The organism is Nonomuraea polychroma, assembly GCF_004011505.1.
GTDB lineage: Bacteria > Actinomycetota > Actinomycetes > Streptosporangiales > Streptosporangiaceae > Nonomuraea > Nonomuraea polychroma.
In genome coordinates this window covers 5,636,876-5,652,482 of the sequence record NZ_SAUN01000001.1, presented here as the reverse complement: position 1 = coordinate 5,652,482, position 15,607 = coordinate 5,636,876, and the positions used below count along the sequence as shown (strand labels likewise).

At 70.9% G+C, this 15,607-nt stretch carries 15 protein-coding genes; 6 read left to right on the top strand and 9 right to left on the bottom strand.

Annotated elements, in window-relative coordinates; translation table 11 throughout:
* The first annotated feature begins 91 nt into the window (after window positions 1-91).
* Window positions 92-904 carry an IclR family transcriptional regulator gene (locus EDD27_RS25785; RefSeq protein ID WP_127934673.1) on the top strand — a complete coding sequence of 271 codons (813 nt, stop codon included), beginning with the start codon at window positions 92-94 and terminating at the stop codon, window positions 902-904.
* A gap of 7 nt (window positions 905-911) precedes the next feature.
* Here the strand turns inward: EDD27_RS25785 and EDD27_RS25780 are convergent, their stop codons facing one another.
* Window positions 912-1,526 (bottom strand): helix-turn-helix domain-containing protein, encoded by a 615-nt coding sequence (locus tag EDD27_RS25780; RefSeq protein ID WP_206641647.1) that lies wholly within the window; start codon window positions 1,524-1,526, stop codon window positions 912-914.
* Between the two features lie 66 nt (window positions 1,527-1,592).
* On the opposite strand from EDD27_RS25780, the gene EDD27_RS25775 reads away from it, so the two are divergent.
* Window positions 1,593-1,865, top strand: a complete 273-nt coding sequence (locus EDD27_RS25775; protein ID WP_127934672.1) for a hypothetical protein — start codon at window positions 1,593-1,595, stop codon at window positions 1,863-1,865.
* 152 nt (window positions 1,866-2,017) lie between these two features.
* Here the strand turns inward: EDD27_RS25775 and EDD27_RS25770 are convergent, their stop codons facing one another.
* The 3 genes from EDD27_RS25770 to EDD27_RS25760 all read right to left on the bottom strand — a co-directional run bounded on the left by EDD27_RS25770 (window position 2,018) and on the right by EDD27_RS25760 (window position 6,610).
* On the bottom strand, window positions 2,018-3,283 hold the full coding sequence (locus tag EDD27_RS25770; protein WP_127934671.1) for an MFS transporter: 1,266 nt from the start codon (window positions 3,281-3,283) through the stop codon (window positions 2,018-2,020).
* Window positions 3,284-3,381: 98 nt separating this feature from the next.
* Entirely contained in the window at window positions 3,382-5,082 is a 1,701-nt protein-coding gene (locus EDD27_RS25765; RefSeq protein WP_127934670.1) for an HAL/PAL/TAL family ammonia-lyase, read from the bottom strand.
* Between the two features lie 163 nt (window positions 5,083-5,245).
* Window positions 5,246-6,610: a sensor histidine kinase gene (locus tag EDD27_RS25760; RefSeq protein ID WP_241564249.1), complete on the bottom strand. Its 1,365-nt coding sequence runs from the start codon at window positions 6,608-6,610 to the stop codon at window positions 5,246-5,248.
* A 244-nt stretch (window positions 6,611-6,854) separates the two neighbouring features.
* Here EDD27_RS25760 and EDD27_RS25755 point away from each other — a divergent pair, with 244 nt between their 5' ends.
* On the top strand, window positions 6,855-7,793 hold the full coding sequence (locus tag EDD27_RS25755; protein WP_127934669.1) for a sulfite exporter TauE/SafE family protein: 939 nt from the start codon (window positions 6,855-6,857) through the stop codon (window positions 7,791-7,793).
* Window positions 7,790-8,230, top strand: coding sequence for an RrF2 family transcriptional regulator (locus EDD27_RS25750; RefSeq protein ID WP_421915805.1), 441 nt, complete (start codon window positions 7,790-7,792; stop codon window positions 8,228-8,230). Before EDD27_RS25755 ends, EDD27_RS25750 begins: the two co-directional genes overlap by 4 nt.
* Here EDD27_RS25750 and EDD27_RS25745 read toward each other — a convergent pair.
* The 4 genes from EDD27_RS25745 to EDD27_RS25730 form a co-directional block, all read right to left on the bottom strand.
* Complete coding sequence (locus EDD27_RS25745) at window positions 8,227-8,730, bottom strand: hypothetical protein (protein ID WP_127934668.1); 504 nt, start codon at window positions 8,728-8,730, stop codon at window positions 8,227-8,229. The genes EDD27_RS25750 and EDD27_RS25745 overlap by 4 nt on opposite strands.
* On the bottom strand, window positions 8,727-8,948 hold the full coding sequence (locus tag EDD27_RS25740) for a hypothetical protein (RefSeq protein WP_127934667.1): 222 nt from the start codon (window positions 8,946-8,948) through the stop codon (window positions 8,727-8,729). Before EDD27_RS25740 ends, EDD27_RS25745 begins: the two co-directional genes overlap by 4 nt.
* Window positions 8,949-9,138: 190 nt before the next feature.
* Window positions 9,139-10,644 carry a multicopper oxidase family protein gene (locus EDD27_RS25735; protein ID WP_206641646.1) on the bottom strand — a complete coding sequence of 502 codons (1,506 nt, stop codon included), beginning with the start codon at window positions 10,642-10,644 and terminating at the stop codon, window positions 9,139-9,141.
* Between the two features lie 38 nt (window positions 10,645-10,682).
* Window positions 10,683-11,138: a hypothetical protein gene (locus EDD27_RS25730; protein WP_127934665.1), complete on the bottom strand. Its 456-nt coding sequence runs from the start codon at window positions 11,136-11,138 to the stop codon at window positions 10,683-10,685.
* A gap of 215 nt (window positions 11,139-11,353) precedes the next feature.
* On the opposite strand from EDD27_RS25730, the gene EDD27_RS25725 reads away from it, so the two are divergent.
* Both EDD27_RS25725 and EDD27_RS25720 read left to right on the top strand, forming a co-directional pair.
* Window positions 11,354-12,808: a hypothetical protein gene (locus EDD27_RS25725; protein ID WP_127934664.1), complete on the top strand. Its 1,455-nt coding sequence runs from the start codon at window positions 11,354-11,356 to the stop codon at window positions 12,806-12,808.
* 128 nt (window positions 12,809-12,936) lie between these two features.
* Entirely contained in the window at window positions 12,937-14,655 is a 1,719-nt protein-coding gene (locus tag EDD27_RS25720) for an RNA polymerase sigma factor (RefSeq protein WP_127934663.1), read from the top strand.
* 118 nt (window positions 14,656-14,773) lie between these two features.
* Here EDD27_RS25720 and EDD27_RS25715 read toward each other — a convergent pair whose 3' ends face one another.
* Window positions 14,774-15,595 carry an SAM-dependent methyltransferase gene (locus tag EDD27_RS25715; protein WP_127934662.1) on the bottom strand — a complete coding sequence of 274 codons (822 nt, stop codon included), beginning with the start codon at window positions 15,593-15,595 and terminating at the stop codon, window positions 14,774-14,776.
* Window positions 15,596-15,607: the final 12 nt, after the last annotated feature.

The window sequence follows — 15,607 nt, the reverse complement described above, 5'->3', positions numbered from 1 at the left end:
GATCCCGGGCGTTTACATTGCCGAAACTGTCCTTTAAAGTGGACTCGCGTCCATCATGGTGGTCGCCTTGAAGGAACCCCTGGAGACCTCCATGGCTACGTCACATCGCGATCCAGGCACAGACCTGGGACTCGCCGAGCCGGATCAGCGGCACACGGCCGTCGACAAGGCGCTCGTCCTGCTGAAGTCGCTCGCCGACCACGACCGCGAGATCGGCGTCAGCGAGCTGGCCCGGCGCACCGGGCTGACCAAGTCCACGGCCTTCCGCCTGCTCGGCATCCTCCAGCGCAACGACCTCGTCGAGCGCGTCGGCAGCGACTACCGGCTTGGCATGCGGTTGTTCGACATCGGCACCCGGGTGTACGGCCCGACCTCGCTCGTGTTGCGGGAGCGCCTGCTGCCGTATCTCGCGGACCTTTACGAGCTGACCCACGAGACGGTGCACCTGGCCGTGCTCCACGACACCGGGATCGTGTACATCAACAAGATCCACGGCCATCGGCCGGCGCGATGCCCTTCCCAGATCGGTGCCCGCCTGCCCGCCTACTGCACCGCGGTCGGCAAGGCACTGCTCGCCTTCGATCACGACGCCGCCGAGGCGGCCATCGCCGAGGGACTGTCGCCACGCACCGGCTACACCCTCACCGACCCCGCCCGGTTCCGGGCCGAACTGCGGCGGATCCGGCAAGACGGGGTCGCCTACGACCGGCAGGAGGCCGTCCCCGGTCTCGTCTGCGTGGCCGTGCCGATCATGAACGGAGTGGGCAGGCCGGTGGCCGCGTTGTCGGTGGCGGGTGCTCACCATCGGTTCGATCCCGCACGCTTCGCCCCGGCGCTGCGCCGGGTCGCTTACGAGGCGTCGCGGGCGATCGTCTCGGCCCAGCGGCAGGCGGCGAGCGGCTGAACCACGGTCAGCGTGGCTGACCGTCGTGGGTGCGTGCCACGCCCGTCGCGCCGGTGCCCGGCTGCACGCGGGGCACGCTGACCACGACGTGGACCAAGCCCTCGCCGTCGAGCGCCTCGTAGATGTGCGGCCGGTCGCCTGGGTAGCGCACGAAGTCGCCGGTGCTCAGCTCGACCGTGTAGTCGACGGGGCCCACCCGGACCCGGCCGCTGATCACGTACAGATGCTCGAGGGTGCCGACCGGATGGGGGGCGGACGGCTCGACGGCATCGTCGCCGGGCGCCGGGAAGATGCGCAGCAGGTAGTTCTCGATCACGCCGGAGCCGTATACATGGTCGAGGGAGCGGGAGGCGTAGCCGCCGTGCTGGTGCCACGCCACCTCCTCGCCGCGCTGCACCACCATGACCTGCTCACGTTCGGCCACCAGCCGCGTCACCGGCACGCCGAGAGCGTCCGCGATGGAGAACAACGTTTCCACGGTTGGATTGCCCGTGCCCTGCTCGATCGTGGACAGCGTCTGCTTGGCCAGCCCGGCCTGCCGGGCCAGTTCGGCCAGCGACATGCCCCGCTGCTCTCTGAGGAGCCGCACATTGCGCGCGACAACGGAATTTCCCGACGACACGGCACCACTGTAGGCGCAGCCCGCAGGCGTCCGCGCTCAAGGGCATGGCTGCGGGAAACTCAAGGCATGGCATCGCTCGACGATTCCGCGCACGACGTCATCAAGCCCGGGGTCATCTACGAAGACTGCGCATTCCACCCTGTCGTGTGTGCGGAGGTGCATGAGGACCGCTCGGTCGTCGGTATATCACTGATCGACGGATCGTATCCGCGGAGCTGCTCGCTCGATCACTGCGGGGTGATCGTGATCGATCCCGCTGACCTGATGGCTATACGGAGCGACTTCGCGGGTTATGTCGCCAGGAGGCAGGACGAACTGCGCCGGGACCTGTCGCCGTGAAGGCCCGTGCGTCGAAGCTTGGCGGCTCGGCGGAAGTAGTTCCGGCTTCCGCGCGTGGACGGACCGGCTCCGCGATGAAGGTGCGCCGTGGGTGTGGTGGTGGTGCGCGAGGACCTTCAACGCGGAGCCGGAGTCGGAGCCGGCGCCCCAGATCAGGCCGGGGAGGCCGGGATGGGGGCCGTGGCCTGGCCGGTGCCGAAGGGAATGCCGCGGGCCTCGTGACCGAGCGCGGTGAGGGCCGCGACCACGAGGAGCACCGGGGTCACCGTGACCGCCAGGGCGAACGGGTAGCCGTGGGAGTGGGCCAGCGCCTGCTGGATGGGCAGATTGAAGGCCGCCAGGAGGTTGCCGAGCTGGTAGGTGACGCCGGGGAAGAAGCCGCGGATCTCGTCCGGGCTCAGCTCGGTGAGGTGTGCGGGGATGACGCCCCAGGCGCCCTGGATGAGGAATTGCATGAGGAACGCGCCGAGGGCGAGCGTGGCGAGCGTGGGCGCGAAGGCGAACAGGGGGACGATCGGCAGGCCGACGAGGACGGCGGCGATGATGGTGCGCCGGCGGCCGAACCGCTCCGACAGCCCCCCGAGGAGGGTGCCGCCGAGGATCGCACCGAGGTTGTAGACGATCGCGACGACGATGGCCTCCGTGCCGGTGAAGCCCTTGCCGTCCTTGAGGAAGGTCGGATAGATGTCCTGGGTGCCGTGACTCATCCAGTTGAACGCCGTCATGAGCAGGACGAGGTAGAGGAAACGCCGCAGCACCGGGGGATCGAGGAAGACCGAGCGCAGGCTCGTACGGGTACGGGTGAGGCGTTCGTGAGTCCGTTCCCAGGCTTCGCTTTCGTGCACCCGGGCGCGGATGAAGAACGACACCAGCGCGGGCACCAGACTGAAGGCGAACATGCCGCGCCAGCCCCAGATCGGGTTGACGACGAGGTAGACGACGGCGGCGAGCAGGTAGCCGGCGGCGTAGCCCTGCTGCAGCACGCCGGAGAAGAAACCGCGCTTGCCGACGGGCATCTTCTCCATGGCCAAGGCGGCGCCGAGTCCCCATTCGCCGCCCATGCCGATGCCGTACAGCAGCCGCAGGACCAGCAGGACCGTGTAGGTGGGGGCGAAAGCGCAGGCGAAGCCGACCGCCGAGTAGAAGGCGACGTCCACCATGAGCGGCCGCTTGCGCCCGGAGGCGTCGGCCCAGCGGCCGAACAGGAACGCGCCGAGCGGGCGCATCGCGAGCGTCACCGTGGTGAGGAACGCCATCTGGGTGAGCGGTACGCCGAACTCCTTGCCGATGTCGGCGTAGACGAGGACGACGATGAAGTAGTCGAAGGCGTCCATCGTCCAGCCGAGGAAAGCGGCCAGGAAGGCGTTGCGCTGGTCGCGGTTGAGCCCGCGCGCCTGTTCGATGAGGGCCATTGCCATGGCGGGGACCTCCTCCGGCGCGGCGTGAGGGGTACCGCGCCGAAGGTCATCGTGCCCGGGGGCCGATGAGAGGACGGTGAGAAACCGTCATGCCGCGATCACGCGCTGGGGACGGGCGGCCTCAGCTGCCCGTTGCGCACCAGCCAGATGGCCCGCTCCAGGTCAGGGGTGAGATAGCGGTCGTCGCCCAAGGGCGCGATGTACCGCCTGATCTCCTCGTGCAGGGCCCGCGTGCCGGCGCCGAGCGGCAGGCCCGTCATCTTCGGCGCGATGAGGTCGATCCCCTGGGCCGCCATCAGGTATTGGACGGCCAGGACGATTTCGAGCCGGTCGAGGTTCTCGTGCAGGTGCCGGACCGAGGCCATGGCCATCGTGTTGTGGTCCTCCTGCCCGTCCTTGACCGGCCGGGACAGCGTGCCCGCGGGCGTGGCCCTGGTCTGCATCTCCGGGATCAGCGCCGCGGCCACCGTCTGCACCTGCACCATCCCGGAGTTCAGCCCGACCGTGCCGCCGGCGAGGTTCGCCGGAAGGCCGTAGCTCCACCGGGGCGACATCAGCCGCCCCGACAGCTCCTGCGACAACACCCCGATGTCGGTGATCTCCGCGTTCAGGGTGTCGGCGAGGTGGCCCATGACCGAGCCGTCCCAGTTGCCGCCCATCACGAACTCGTAGCCGGGCCCGGGCTCCCGCTTGAAGATCAGTGGGTTGGAGGTGGAGGAGTTGGCCTCCCGTACCAGCGTGCGGCGCGCGTCGGCGAGCTCGTGCCGCAGTCCCGCCATGATGTGCGGCGCCGCCCGCACCGACACGGCGTCCTGGATGCGCGGCTCGTAGTTCGCCGGGTCGAGGCGCTTGCGCCCCTCCTCCGTCATCCAGCCCGAGCCCGCCACCATCGTGCGCAGCCGCGCGGCGACCGCGTCCTCCTCGGGGATGTGGCGTTCCTTGTGGGTACGCGCGTCGAGCGACCCCTGCTCGGCCCTGGTCGCCTCCATGAACAGGGCGAAGGCGCCCTCCGCCTGGTCGGCGAGCACGGTGGCCCGGTGCAGGGCGTGCATCAGGGTGGCGGCCAGGACGGTGCTGCCGCTGACGATCGGCAGCGCTTCGCCGGCTTGGAAGGTGAAGTCCCTGACCAGCCCGGCCTTCGGCAGCAGCTCGGAGGCGGGTCCTTCGATGCCCTGATAGCGCACCGGCGCGTTCTCGCCGAGTGCCGCCAGACCGGCCGCCGCCTGCGGCTGCAGATCGCCGGTGCCCAGTGACCCGATTTGCGGCATGCGCGGCACGACCCCGGCGTTGACCATGGACAGCAGCCGCTGGGGCACCTCGGGGCGTACCCCCATCTTGCCCCTGGCCATCTGGTTCGCTTTGAGGACCAGGGCCAGCCTGACCACGTCGTCGGGCAGTGGCTCGCCGACGCCCGCGGCGTGGGAACGCAGCACGTTGCGCTGGAACTGCTCGGCCTGCTCGGGTGTGAGCGGACGGTCCTTCAGCGGCCCGAGCGCCTGGTTCCAGCCGTACACCCGCTGGGTCTCCAGGGCCTTCAGCGCTCCCGACCGCACCTGGATCAAGTTGGCCTGTACGTCCGGCGCGAGCCGCGCGGAGACGGGACGGCCGTCGAGGATCGCGAAGGCGTCCCGGAGGGTGAACGAAGCGCCGTCCAGTACCAGGTCCAGCGTCGGCTGGGGCGCCGCCATCGCGGGCGCCGTCACCGCCGGTGGCGCCTCAGGGTCGGCGACCGCCTGCCCCGGCACGCCCAAGGCGGCGAGCAGGCCCACACCGGCGGCGATTCGTCCTACTTTGGTCATCAGCTTGGTCCCCCGGCTCGTACGACGAAGAGCAACGCTGCACCGTTATAGCGACGGGACAAAGGGGCGCCAGGAATGGCTCAACGTGGTCGGGACAAGTGCTGACCTGCTCCATGCCGCTCCTATGCAGCACGATGCCTGTTCTGTGCACGAACGCAACGGGTCAGCCATCTGAGGCCGGAAGCCGGAGCACGAACCGGGCGCCGGTGTCGGAGTCCTCGATGGCCAGCGTGCCCTGGTGGGCGGTCGCGATCTCGCGGGCGATCGGCAGGCCGAGCCCGGTGCCGCCGGCGTCGCGGTTACGCGAGTCGTCGAGCCGGGCGAACCGCTCGAAGACGAATTCGCGCTGGTCCGGCGCGATGCCCGCGCCGTCGTCGAGCACTTCGAGCACGGCCTGCCCGCGCTCCTGCCGCACCGTCACGTTGATCTGCGTCTCGGCGTGCCGCTCGGCGTTGTCCAGCAGGTTCGTCAGCAGGCGGGCCAGCTGCAGCCGATCGCCCGTGATGACCACGCTCCCGTGCGTGGCGGTGACGACGCGCTTGGTACGCGGCCGGGCGGTCTCCGTGACGACCAGCTCGCTCAGGTCGAGGGGCTCGCGGCGGCTCGGGGCCTCCGCGTCCAATTTGGTCAGCGTCAGCAGGTCCGTGACGATGGCCTGGAGCCGGTCCAGGCTGGCGAGCACCTCGGTGCCCGTCTCCTGCCAGTCGGTCTCCTCGGGGTGCAGCATGGCCCCCTCGACCTGGGCGCGCATGGCGGTGATCGGGCTGCGCAGGTCGTGCGAGGCGTCGCCGGCGAACCTGCGCTGCCGCTCGATCGCGACCTCCTGCTGCCTCATCGCCGTCTCCAGCCGCTCCAGCGTCTGGTTGGCGGTCTCGGCCAGGCCCCTGATCTCGTCGTCGGTCTCCGGCACGGGGACACGCATCCCGCCGCCGTCCGCGGTGATCTCCGCCAGCCTCGTCGTGATGTGGCTGACCGGGGCGAGTGTCTTGTCCACGACACGCGACACCCCGAACCAGGTCAGCGCGGCCAGCCCGGCCGTCATGCAGAGCAGGAACACGATCACCTGCGGGGTGACGTACCAGGGCACTGTCGGCTCGAAGGCGTAGATGACCCAGGTGCCGTCCGATTGGTACGCCCGCAACGCGACCACGATCTTGCACTTGCCGGGAAAGGCGGGCAGGTCGCAGAGCTCCGCGTCGTCATTGGCCTGGTCCGGCCGGGGGATGACGGTCGTCTGGCGGGGCATGCCGGCCATGCTCGGCGTCCAGGAAACGGGCCGCCCGGCCGGGTCGACCACCTGCATGCCGTCGAGGCCGCTCGGGTCCAGCACGGGGGGCAACTGGTTCCGCTTGACCATGAGAAGCACCTGCAGGGCCTTGCCGGACACCTCGAGTGTGCGGATGTCGGCGGTCTCGTCCCGGGTGCCGTACAGCAGGAACGTGCTGACGATGATGTTCAGCAGCACCATGGCGATGCTGGCGAGCAGTGCCAGCCGCGTCCGCAGCGACCGGCGCAACCGTGCTCTCACGCTTCTCCCCTCCGGCCATCAGAGGATCACGGTCGTGGTGCTCGCCGCTAACTTAGGGAGATTCCTCGATAAATACGGTTACGCACACCTGGATGCGGACAATCTCCGCCTCCCGCCCAAGTCGGCGGGACACCCTCTCCTGGGCGAGCCGGACCAGAAACAGAAGGGCGGCCCACCCCCTTGACGGAACGGCCGGACAGGATTGATGATTATTCCTACTTAAAAAGTAGAGAAAGGGGAGATCGTGCGAGCGCTCATCCTGCTCGGGCTCGTCGGTTTCGCGGCCCAGCTCGTCGACGGCAGTCTCGGCATGGCCTACGGCGTCACCTCCAGCACGCTGCTGCTGGCCATCGGCACCAACGCGGCCGCGGCGTCGGCCACCGTGCACCTGGCCGAGATCGGCACCACGCTCGCCTCGGGCATCTCCCACTGGCGCTTCGGCAACGTGGACTGGAAGGTCGTCGCCAAGATCGGTGTCCCCGGCGCCGTCGGCGCCTTCGCCGGGGCGACGTTCCTGTCCAGCCTGTCCACCGAGGTCGCCGCGCCGGTCATGTCGCTCATCCTGCTGACGCTCGGCGCGTACATCCTCGTCCGCTTCACCGCCTTCGGCCTGCCGCGCGGCAACCTGGGTAAGCCGCTGCGCAAGCGCTTCCTGGGCCCGCTCGGCGTGCTGGCCGGCTTCGTCGACGCCACCGGCGGTGGCGGCTGGGGCCCGGTCGGCACCCCCGCCATCCTGGCCAGCGGCCGGCTGGCGCCGCGCAAGGTGATCGGCTCCATCGACGCCAGCGAGTTCCTCGTCGCGATCGCCGCCAGCATCGGCTTCTTCGTCGGCATCGGCTCGGAGAACATCGACTTCGCGTGGGTCGCCGTCCTGCTGCTCGGCGGCGTCATCGCCGCGCCGATCGCGGCCTGGCTGGTGCGCCACATCCCGCCGCGCATCCTGGGCTCCGCCGTGGGCGGCGTGATCATCCTGACCAACGTCCGGAGCCTGCTGCGCAGCGACTGGATCGACGCCTCCGGCGGCGTGCAGACGGTCGCCTACCTCGCGATCGCCGTGGTCTGGGCCGCCGCCATCGCCTACTCCGTCCGCGAATACCGCCGCGACAAGGCCGCCGAGTCCGTCGAGGCGATCGAGACCGAGCTACGCGGCCGTACCGCCGAGGAGGAGCAGGCCTCCGCATGAGGGCCGTACGCACCTGGCCCGGCCCCGAGCCGGGCCGCGGTGCCGCCACGCCTCCTATGAGAATCTCCGCCCGCACCCAGTACGCGCTCGCCGCCATGCTCGCCCTGGCCGCCGCCGAGGGCCCGGTCCACGCCGAATCGATCGCCCTCTCGCAGGAGATTCCCCGCCGCTTCTGCGACAACATCCTGCTCCAGCTCCGCCGGGCGGGCCTCATCCACAGCCAGCGCGGCCCGGACGGCGGCTACTGGCTGGCCCGCCCCGCCGCGGAGATCGTGCTGGCCGACGTCATCCGCGTCACCGAAGGCGTCGAGCCGGTCGGCCGGCCCTTGCCCAAGGCGGCGGCGCCGCTGGCCGCGATCTGGGCCGAGCTCCACGACCACGAGCACCGCCTGCTCAGCAGCACCACTCTCGCCGACCTCCTCGCGTCCTCCACCTAGCCCGGGTCATCGTGGCGGGCGGCTGCGACGGACTCCCGTAACCGGGCCAGGAACGTCTGACCGCTCGCGGCGGCGTCCAGGGGAAGCAAGTACGAGCTCGCCTCTGTGGCGCCGAACCAGCGGGCCTGGACGAAAACCCCCGTCGTGCCCTCGAACACCGCCGGGTTCGGCAGCTCGAGCGAAACGTCCGCGAGCCTGGCGCCCAGTTGCGCCGATGTGCCCTTCTCGGTGACCGTGGCGATCACGATGACGCCGCCGGTGAGGACGGCGGCTGTCGTGAAGTCCCCGGCCTCCGGACCGGCCATCCGGAAAATGCTCATGAAGCCGCGCGGAACCGTGGCCGCGATCGGAGTGCTCCGGGTCTCGCAGCAGATGGTGGCCAGGCCGTCCAGGTCACCGAGCAGATGCCGCTCCGCATAGGCCCTGATCAAGGCCTGCAACCGGGGATCCAGCTCGCCCATCGAGCACAGCCGGGTCGATCTGGAGTATTGAACGTTCATGGAGATCCCTTCAGCGCCCGGCGCGTATGTGGTCGGGGGAGGTGGGCGCCCAGCGGCGTGCCGGCGAGCGGTTGTGCGGTGAGGTAGGGGTCGAAACCGCTGAAGTAGCCCAGCAACCATGCAGCGTAAAGCCCGTGTGCCGAGAGCGCCGGGACGCCGGCTGCGGCGAGTTTCCCGTCCAGCGAGCGGAGGTCCTGCTCCAGGCAGGCGCCGACCATGTTCTTGACCTCGGCGAAATCCCGGGCCGCCGCGGCGAGCAGCGCCCGAGGCTCCTTGAGATGGAGCGGGTGGCCTGGCTGCCGCGTTGACCCAGGCTTTGACCGCCGGGATCGTCGCAGGCCGGTGGGATGCGCGGGATCTTGACCTGTTGGCCGCCGGTGTCGGGCCGGATGGGCGGGTGTTGCGGCGTCACTCCGGCTCGTTGGCCGCGGGTCCTCCCACGGTGAACGGCGTGGTGACGCCCTCGTACATCAGATGCGCGGTGAGCCCTTCCGAGGCGTGGGGCAGGTTGTGGCAGTGGTCCATCCAGACGCCGGGGTTGTCGGCGACGAAGGCGATCTCGTACGACTCCCCGGCCCCGACCTCGAGGGAGTCCACCCACCAGGGGCTCCCGGTGGCGGGCACGCCGTCGCGGCTGAGCACCACCGCGTGGTGGCCGTGCAGGTGCATGGGGTGGGCCTCGCCGCTGTCGTTGGAGATCCGCATCCGGACCACGTCGCCCTCGGCCACGTGGAACATCGGCACGTCGGGATAGAGGTGCCCGTTGATCGTCCACCACAACCCGGGGACCCCGTCGAGGAAGCCGGGGCGGCGTCCCATGTCGTACGCGAACCGCCGATCGGGCCTGCCGGGATCGAACGCGAGCGGCGCCGGAGCGCCGTACGTCAGAAGGTCCAGCATCGCCGCCGGCCGGGGGACCGGAGGCGCGGCGTACGACGCCGAGCCGAGCACCACGCCGGCCGGGCCGCCGAGGTGGATCCGGACCGGCGAACCGTCCTCGGGCATGGTCACCTCGATGTCGGCGCGTCCTCCGGCGGCCACCGCCACGGCCTTGTCGCGGACCGGCGCGGCCCCGTTGACCTCCGTGCCGTCGACGGCGGCCAGCCGGTACGGTGCGCCGCCGGCCCACGTCGGCATGAGCCCGTACTCGGTGTTGATCACCCGCACCCGCACCCGCGTCCCGGGCGGCGCCTGGACGGGGACGTCGCCCTCGCGCCCGTTGACGGTGCGCACCCCGTTGTACAGGTGCACCAGCGCCACGACGTCCATGGCCTCGTCCGCAGCCTCGTCCGTGGCCTTGTCCTGCGCCGCCGGCGCGACGACCAGCGCGCCGAGCAGCCCCCCGCGGACCTGCTCATGCGACATCTGGTGCGAGTGATACCAGAAGGTGCCTGCCTGGTCGGCGACGAACCGGTAGGTGAACTCCTTGCCGATGCCGACCGCGTCCTGCGTGACACCGGCGACGCCGTCCGCCGCGTTGGGCACGTCCATGCCGTGCCAGTGCAGCGTGATGCCGCCCGGCACCGACTCGTTGATCAGCCGGACCTGCACCAGTTGCCCCTTGGTGGCCTTGATGACCGGTCCCGGCGACTGGCCGTTGAGGGTGAATCCCTCGAAAGCGCGGCCGGAGGGCAGCCGGAACCGCTCCTTGCGGGCGACCATGGTCACCGCGACGTCGGCTCGGCGGTCCGGATCGGCGACCAGCCGCGTGACGTCCCGCCCGGCACCCGCGTGCGCTCCATGGGCCGAGGCGCCTCCGCCCGCATGAGCCATGGCGCCGCGCGGCCCGCCCCCGTAGTCGACGTGGCCCATGTCCATGACCGAATACGTCTCCGGCAGCAGGCTCGCCTGCCACAGCCAGACCAGCGGCCCCAGCACGGCCATGGTCGCGGCGCCCGCGACGGCGAGGCGCACGCGGCCACCGGCATTCCCGTCGCCGGAGCGACGCTCCATCACCCGCGAGCCGCGAGCTGCGGTTCCGGAGCACGCACCGCCGCGCCGCGACGGGCGGCGTAGAGCGCCGCGGTGAACAGCAGCAGCGCGTTGAGGCCGTGCACGGCGCCCACCAGCGGAATGCTGTGCCCCAGGATGCCGAACGTGACCTGCAGGACGACCAGCAGCAGCACCAGGCCGGCCGCCTTCACCGCGCCCGGCACCTTTGCCCAGAACGAGCTGATCAGGAGGAGCAGCGCGATGACCGGGATGGCGATCATCCCGTTGAAGGCGTGGATGATGAGGCCGATGAACTCGGGGAACGGCATCTCGCCGCTCTCGCCGAGCGTCTTGTCGAGCACACCGCCCTCGCTGACCCACTTGCCCATCCCGGCGTCACCCCAGACCATGACCGCCGCCTGCACGGCCACCTCGATCGCGACCAGGTAGGCCAAGACCTTGTAGACGTGTTTCACGACGCCCTCCCCTCTCAAGACCGCTTGTTCTCGCGTGCCACGGTAGGGAGCGCCACTTGGGGAGCAATGGTGGGCGACTTGGAACGTACTAGCGGCGGTCACGGCTCCCGCCGAATCGGCCGGCGGCATCGCGGAGCTTCACGGGCGGGCATACCTTCCGGCAAGTTGTCGTGGGGCGCCCGCCCGACCGGGGCGGCCCGCGCTAAGAAGAGCCGGTGGCATCGAACATGTCGTGGCTGCGCGCCGACCCGTGGCGGGCACTGCTGATCCTGGTGGCCTGCTGCTACGGGGCCGTGCAACTGATCGTCGTCAGCCCAGGGATGGGACTCGGGTGGGACGAGTCGATCTATGTCAGCCAGGTCGATCCGCGGGTGCCGGCGGCCGAGTTCATCGCGCCCCGAGCCCGGGGCATCACGTGGGTGGTCGCGCCGGTGGTGCTGGTCACCTCCTCGACGGAGGCGTTGCGGGTCTACCTCTGCCTGCTGTCCGCCCTCGCGCTGTACGCGTCGTTCGGGATCTGGCTGCGGGTGCGCACCGGGGGGATGGTGCCGCTCGCCGCCCTGCTGTTCGCGTCGTTGTGGTTGTCGTTGTTCTACGGCGGCCAGGCCATGCCGAACCTGTGGGTGGCCTTCGGCGCGGTGGCCGCCGTCGGCTGCTTCCTGCGGTGCGTGCGGCCGGGCAGCGGGAAAGCACCGGCGGTCGGGCTGGCGCTGAGCGTGGCCGCGGTGGGCCTGCTGCGCCCGCCCGACAGCCTGTGGCTCGTGCTCGCGCTCGCGGCGGCGCTCGCCTGGCCGGCGTGGCGGCGGGTCAAGGTCGCGGCCGCCCTGGTCGCGGGCCTGATCGCAGGCTGGGCGGACTGGGTCGCCGAGGCGTACGTACGGTTCGGCGGGCTCGCCGCACGCTGGCAGGCCGCCGGGGCGGCGAACGAGACCGGCCTGCACTTCTCCCTGCTCGAACACGCCCGCGCGCTCAACGGCCCGCTGCTGTGCCGGCCTCCCGCGCACTGCGGGCCGATCCCGCTGCCCTGGCTGCTGTGGGGGAGCACGATCCCCGTCCTCGTCCTCCTCGGCCTGTACGCGGCCCGGCGCCGCGGACACCTGACCGAGTGCGCCCTGCCGGCCCTCGCCGGCCTGCTGATGGGCATGCCCTACGTCTTCCTCGTCGGATACGCGGCGCCCCGCTTCCTGCTCCCGGCGTACGCGCTGCTGGCGCTCCCGATCGCCTACGGCGTGCTCTGGCTGCTGGGCCACCGGCCGTTCCGCCCCGTCCTGGCCGGCCTCGTCGCCGCGGGTTTCCTCGGCCAGCTCATCCTGCAGGCGCTCACCCTGGACAAGGTCGTCGGGCCCCGGCTGGCCAAGCGCGAAGCCGACGTCGAGGTCGCTCGCGCGTTGAGCGCCCTGGACCTGCGCCCGCCCTGCCTGGTGTACGGCGAGCACGCGGCGATGATCGCCTACCGCGTGGGCTGCGAGTCGTACACGATCCTGCGCTGGCCGCAGCAGTCTGCCGCGCCCGCCCCGATACGCGCCGCCCAGAGCGCGGGCAAGCTCGTGGTCGCCGTCGACAGGGGCCGGCACCTCGCCGCGCCGTTCCTGCAGGATTGGGAGCACAGGCCGTTGCCGCAGGCCCGGCCCGGCCCGTGGCAGGCCTACCTTCCCCGGCCGCTCTCGTAGCGGCGCCGCAAGCCGGAGACGTACCCGATCATAAGTGACAAATGGAACAATTCCAGTTTTGTGTTATGTGAGTGGTGATTCTCCCGTCTCCTGTCCGGAGCTGCGGAGGCTCCGGATTGAGGTGATGGATGTACGCACGGCCGACGTACGAGGTCGAAACGGTGCTCGCGGCCCGCGCAGGGGATCGCGGCGCCATCGACGAGCTGGTCAGGAGTCACCTGCCGCTCGTGTACAACATCGCCGGCCGCGCCATGAACGGGCATCCGGATGTGGACGACGTCGTCCAGGAGACGATGGCCCGGGTCGTGACCGGCCTGGCCGGGCTGCGCGACCCGGAGAGCTTCCGCTCCTGGCTGGTCGCCATCACGATGAACCAGGTGCGGGAGTGGCGGCGCTCCACGGCCACCACCCTGTCCGTCCTCGACGAGGCCCTGGGCATGGCGGACCCCGGCTCCGACTTCGCCGCCCTCACGATCGCCCGGCTCGGCCTGTCCGGGCAGCGCAGGGAGACCGCTGAGGCGGCCCGCTGGCTCGACGCCGACGACCGCGAGGTGCTCACGCTCTGGTGGCTGGAGGTCGCGGGGGAGGTCACCAGAGCCGAGCTGGCCTCCGGGCTGGAAACGAGCGAGCAGCACGCCGCCGTCCGCGTGCAACGCACCAAGCGCCGCCTGGAGAGCGCCCGCGCCGTGGTGCGCGCGCTCGCCGCCCCGTGCCCGGAGCTGGCCGAGGCGGCGGCGCCTTGGGACGGCACGCCGTCCGATCTGTGGCGCAAGCGGTTGTTCCGGCACGTGCGCGAGTGCCCGGCGTGCACCGCTCAGGCGTCCGACCTGGTGCCGGCCGACCGGCTGCTGGCCGGGATCGGCCTGGTGGCCGTACCGACCGGCATCGCGATCGGCCTGACGGAGCTCGCCCGTACCGCCGCCGTACCGGTGGTGAAAGCCGGCCTGCTGGCCAAGGGCAAGGCCGCGGCCGGCTCGCTGCTGGCGGCCAAGCCCGTCGCGGTCGCGGCGGCCGGCGCGACGGTGATCGCCGGGGGAGCGATGATCGTCCAGACCATCGAGGACCCGCCCCCCGAACGCGCGGCTCCAGTGATCGTCACCTCGTCGCCCGCGACCGCCCCGCGCTCACCCGCCCCGACGGCGTCCGCGGTCTCCGCGCGCCCGCTCAGCCCCAAGCCGACGCCAAGCCTGTACGGGCGCACCGTCGACACGGTGGACCAGGCCCCGCCCAAGAACCGCCCGCCGGCCCCGCTGCCCCGGCGCCGCGCCGGCCAGGTCGCCTTCGCCGGTGAGTACGGGCATGCCCGGTTCGGCGGACCTGGGCTGACGAAGCGGGGCCACTACCTCACGATCACTGGAAGAGGCTACTTCCTGGTCCGCTTGGGGATCCTCTACCACAACAGGGTCGGCCCCTTCCCGCCGGTCACCTGGACCGGCCTGAAGGGCAAGCTGTTCCACGTGGCCTCGGGCGGCGGGCGCCGCATGGATGACGAGCAGGCGCCGGGCGTCACCTGGATGGGCTCCACGGAGACCGGCTTCGCCCGGTTGCCCAGCGGACACCAGCCGAGATGGCAGAACGAGTTCTACTACATCGACGGCAGCGTCACCGTGCACAACAACGACGGCGGCAGCGGCGTGGACGTCGACTTCACCGTCGTGCCCAAGACCTGGGCGGACGTCTGGGCCGACATCTCGGCCAAGCCTGACCGGGCCAGGGGCATCCTCCGCTACGGCCTGACCCGCGACACCGGTAACGACCTCGCTCCCGTCCCGCAGTACGTCACCAGGAAACGACCCGCGGATCCGGCCCAGGTCCCGCAGCGCAGCCAGGTCTCGACAAGCCGATGACCCGATTTGCGTTATCCGCGGCCTCCGCCGGACGTCTCCTGTGGCGAAGGCGGCCTGACCGTCTCGTGGCCCGCTTCCCACGGGGGAGGAAGCGGGCCACGCCATGGCGCGGGGACGGTCACGGTTTGCGGGCGACCCCGCAGAACGCGTCCACCTCGGCGGGCAAGCCGAACACGTCCGATTCCACCCGCCAGCGGGAAACGGACACGACGCCCGGCTCCACGAGCTCCAGCCCGTCGAAGAACCGGGCGATCTCGGCGGGGGAGCGCAGCCGGTACTGGTAACCCTCGCCGCGCTCGCGCAGCCGCTCTGCTTCGGCCGCCGCCTCCGGCTTGATGACGTTGGTGCCGTCCTCGAACACCAGGTAGCTGCTGGACGGCAGCGCGTCCATCAGCTGCTTCACCAGCGCGTACGCCTGATCGTCGGCCATGATGGTGCCCATCACGCCCAAGATCATGAGCGCCGTCGGCTGGGCGAAGTCCAGCGTCTTGCCCGCGGCCGCCAGGATGGCGTCCGGGTCGCGCGCGTCGGCCTCGATGTAGTCACAGGCGCCCTGGGGGTCGCTGGTGAGCAGGGCGCGGGCGTGCACCAGCACGAGGGGGTCGTTGTCGACGTACACGACCCGGCTGGACGGGGCCACACCCTGCGCCACCTCATGGGTGTTGTCCACGGTCGGCAATCCGGTGCCGATGTCCAGGAACTGCCGGATGCCGGCCTCGCCGACGAGGAACCGGACCGCCCGCCCGAGGAACGCCCGGGCGTGCCGGGCGATGTCCTCCATGCCGGGGTAGGCCTCCTTCAGCTTGGCGGCCATTTCCCGGTCGACCGGGTAGTTGTCCTTCCCGCCCAGCCAGTAGTTCCAGACCCTGGCCTGATGCGGCCGGGTGGTGTCGATCCTGGCGAGCAGATCCGGGTCCGGAGGGGACGAGTCATCCGTCACGAGCGCTCCACC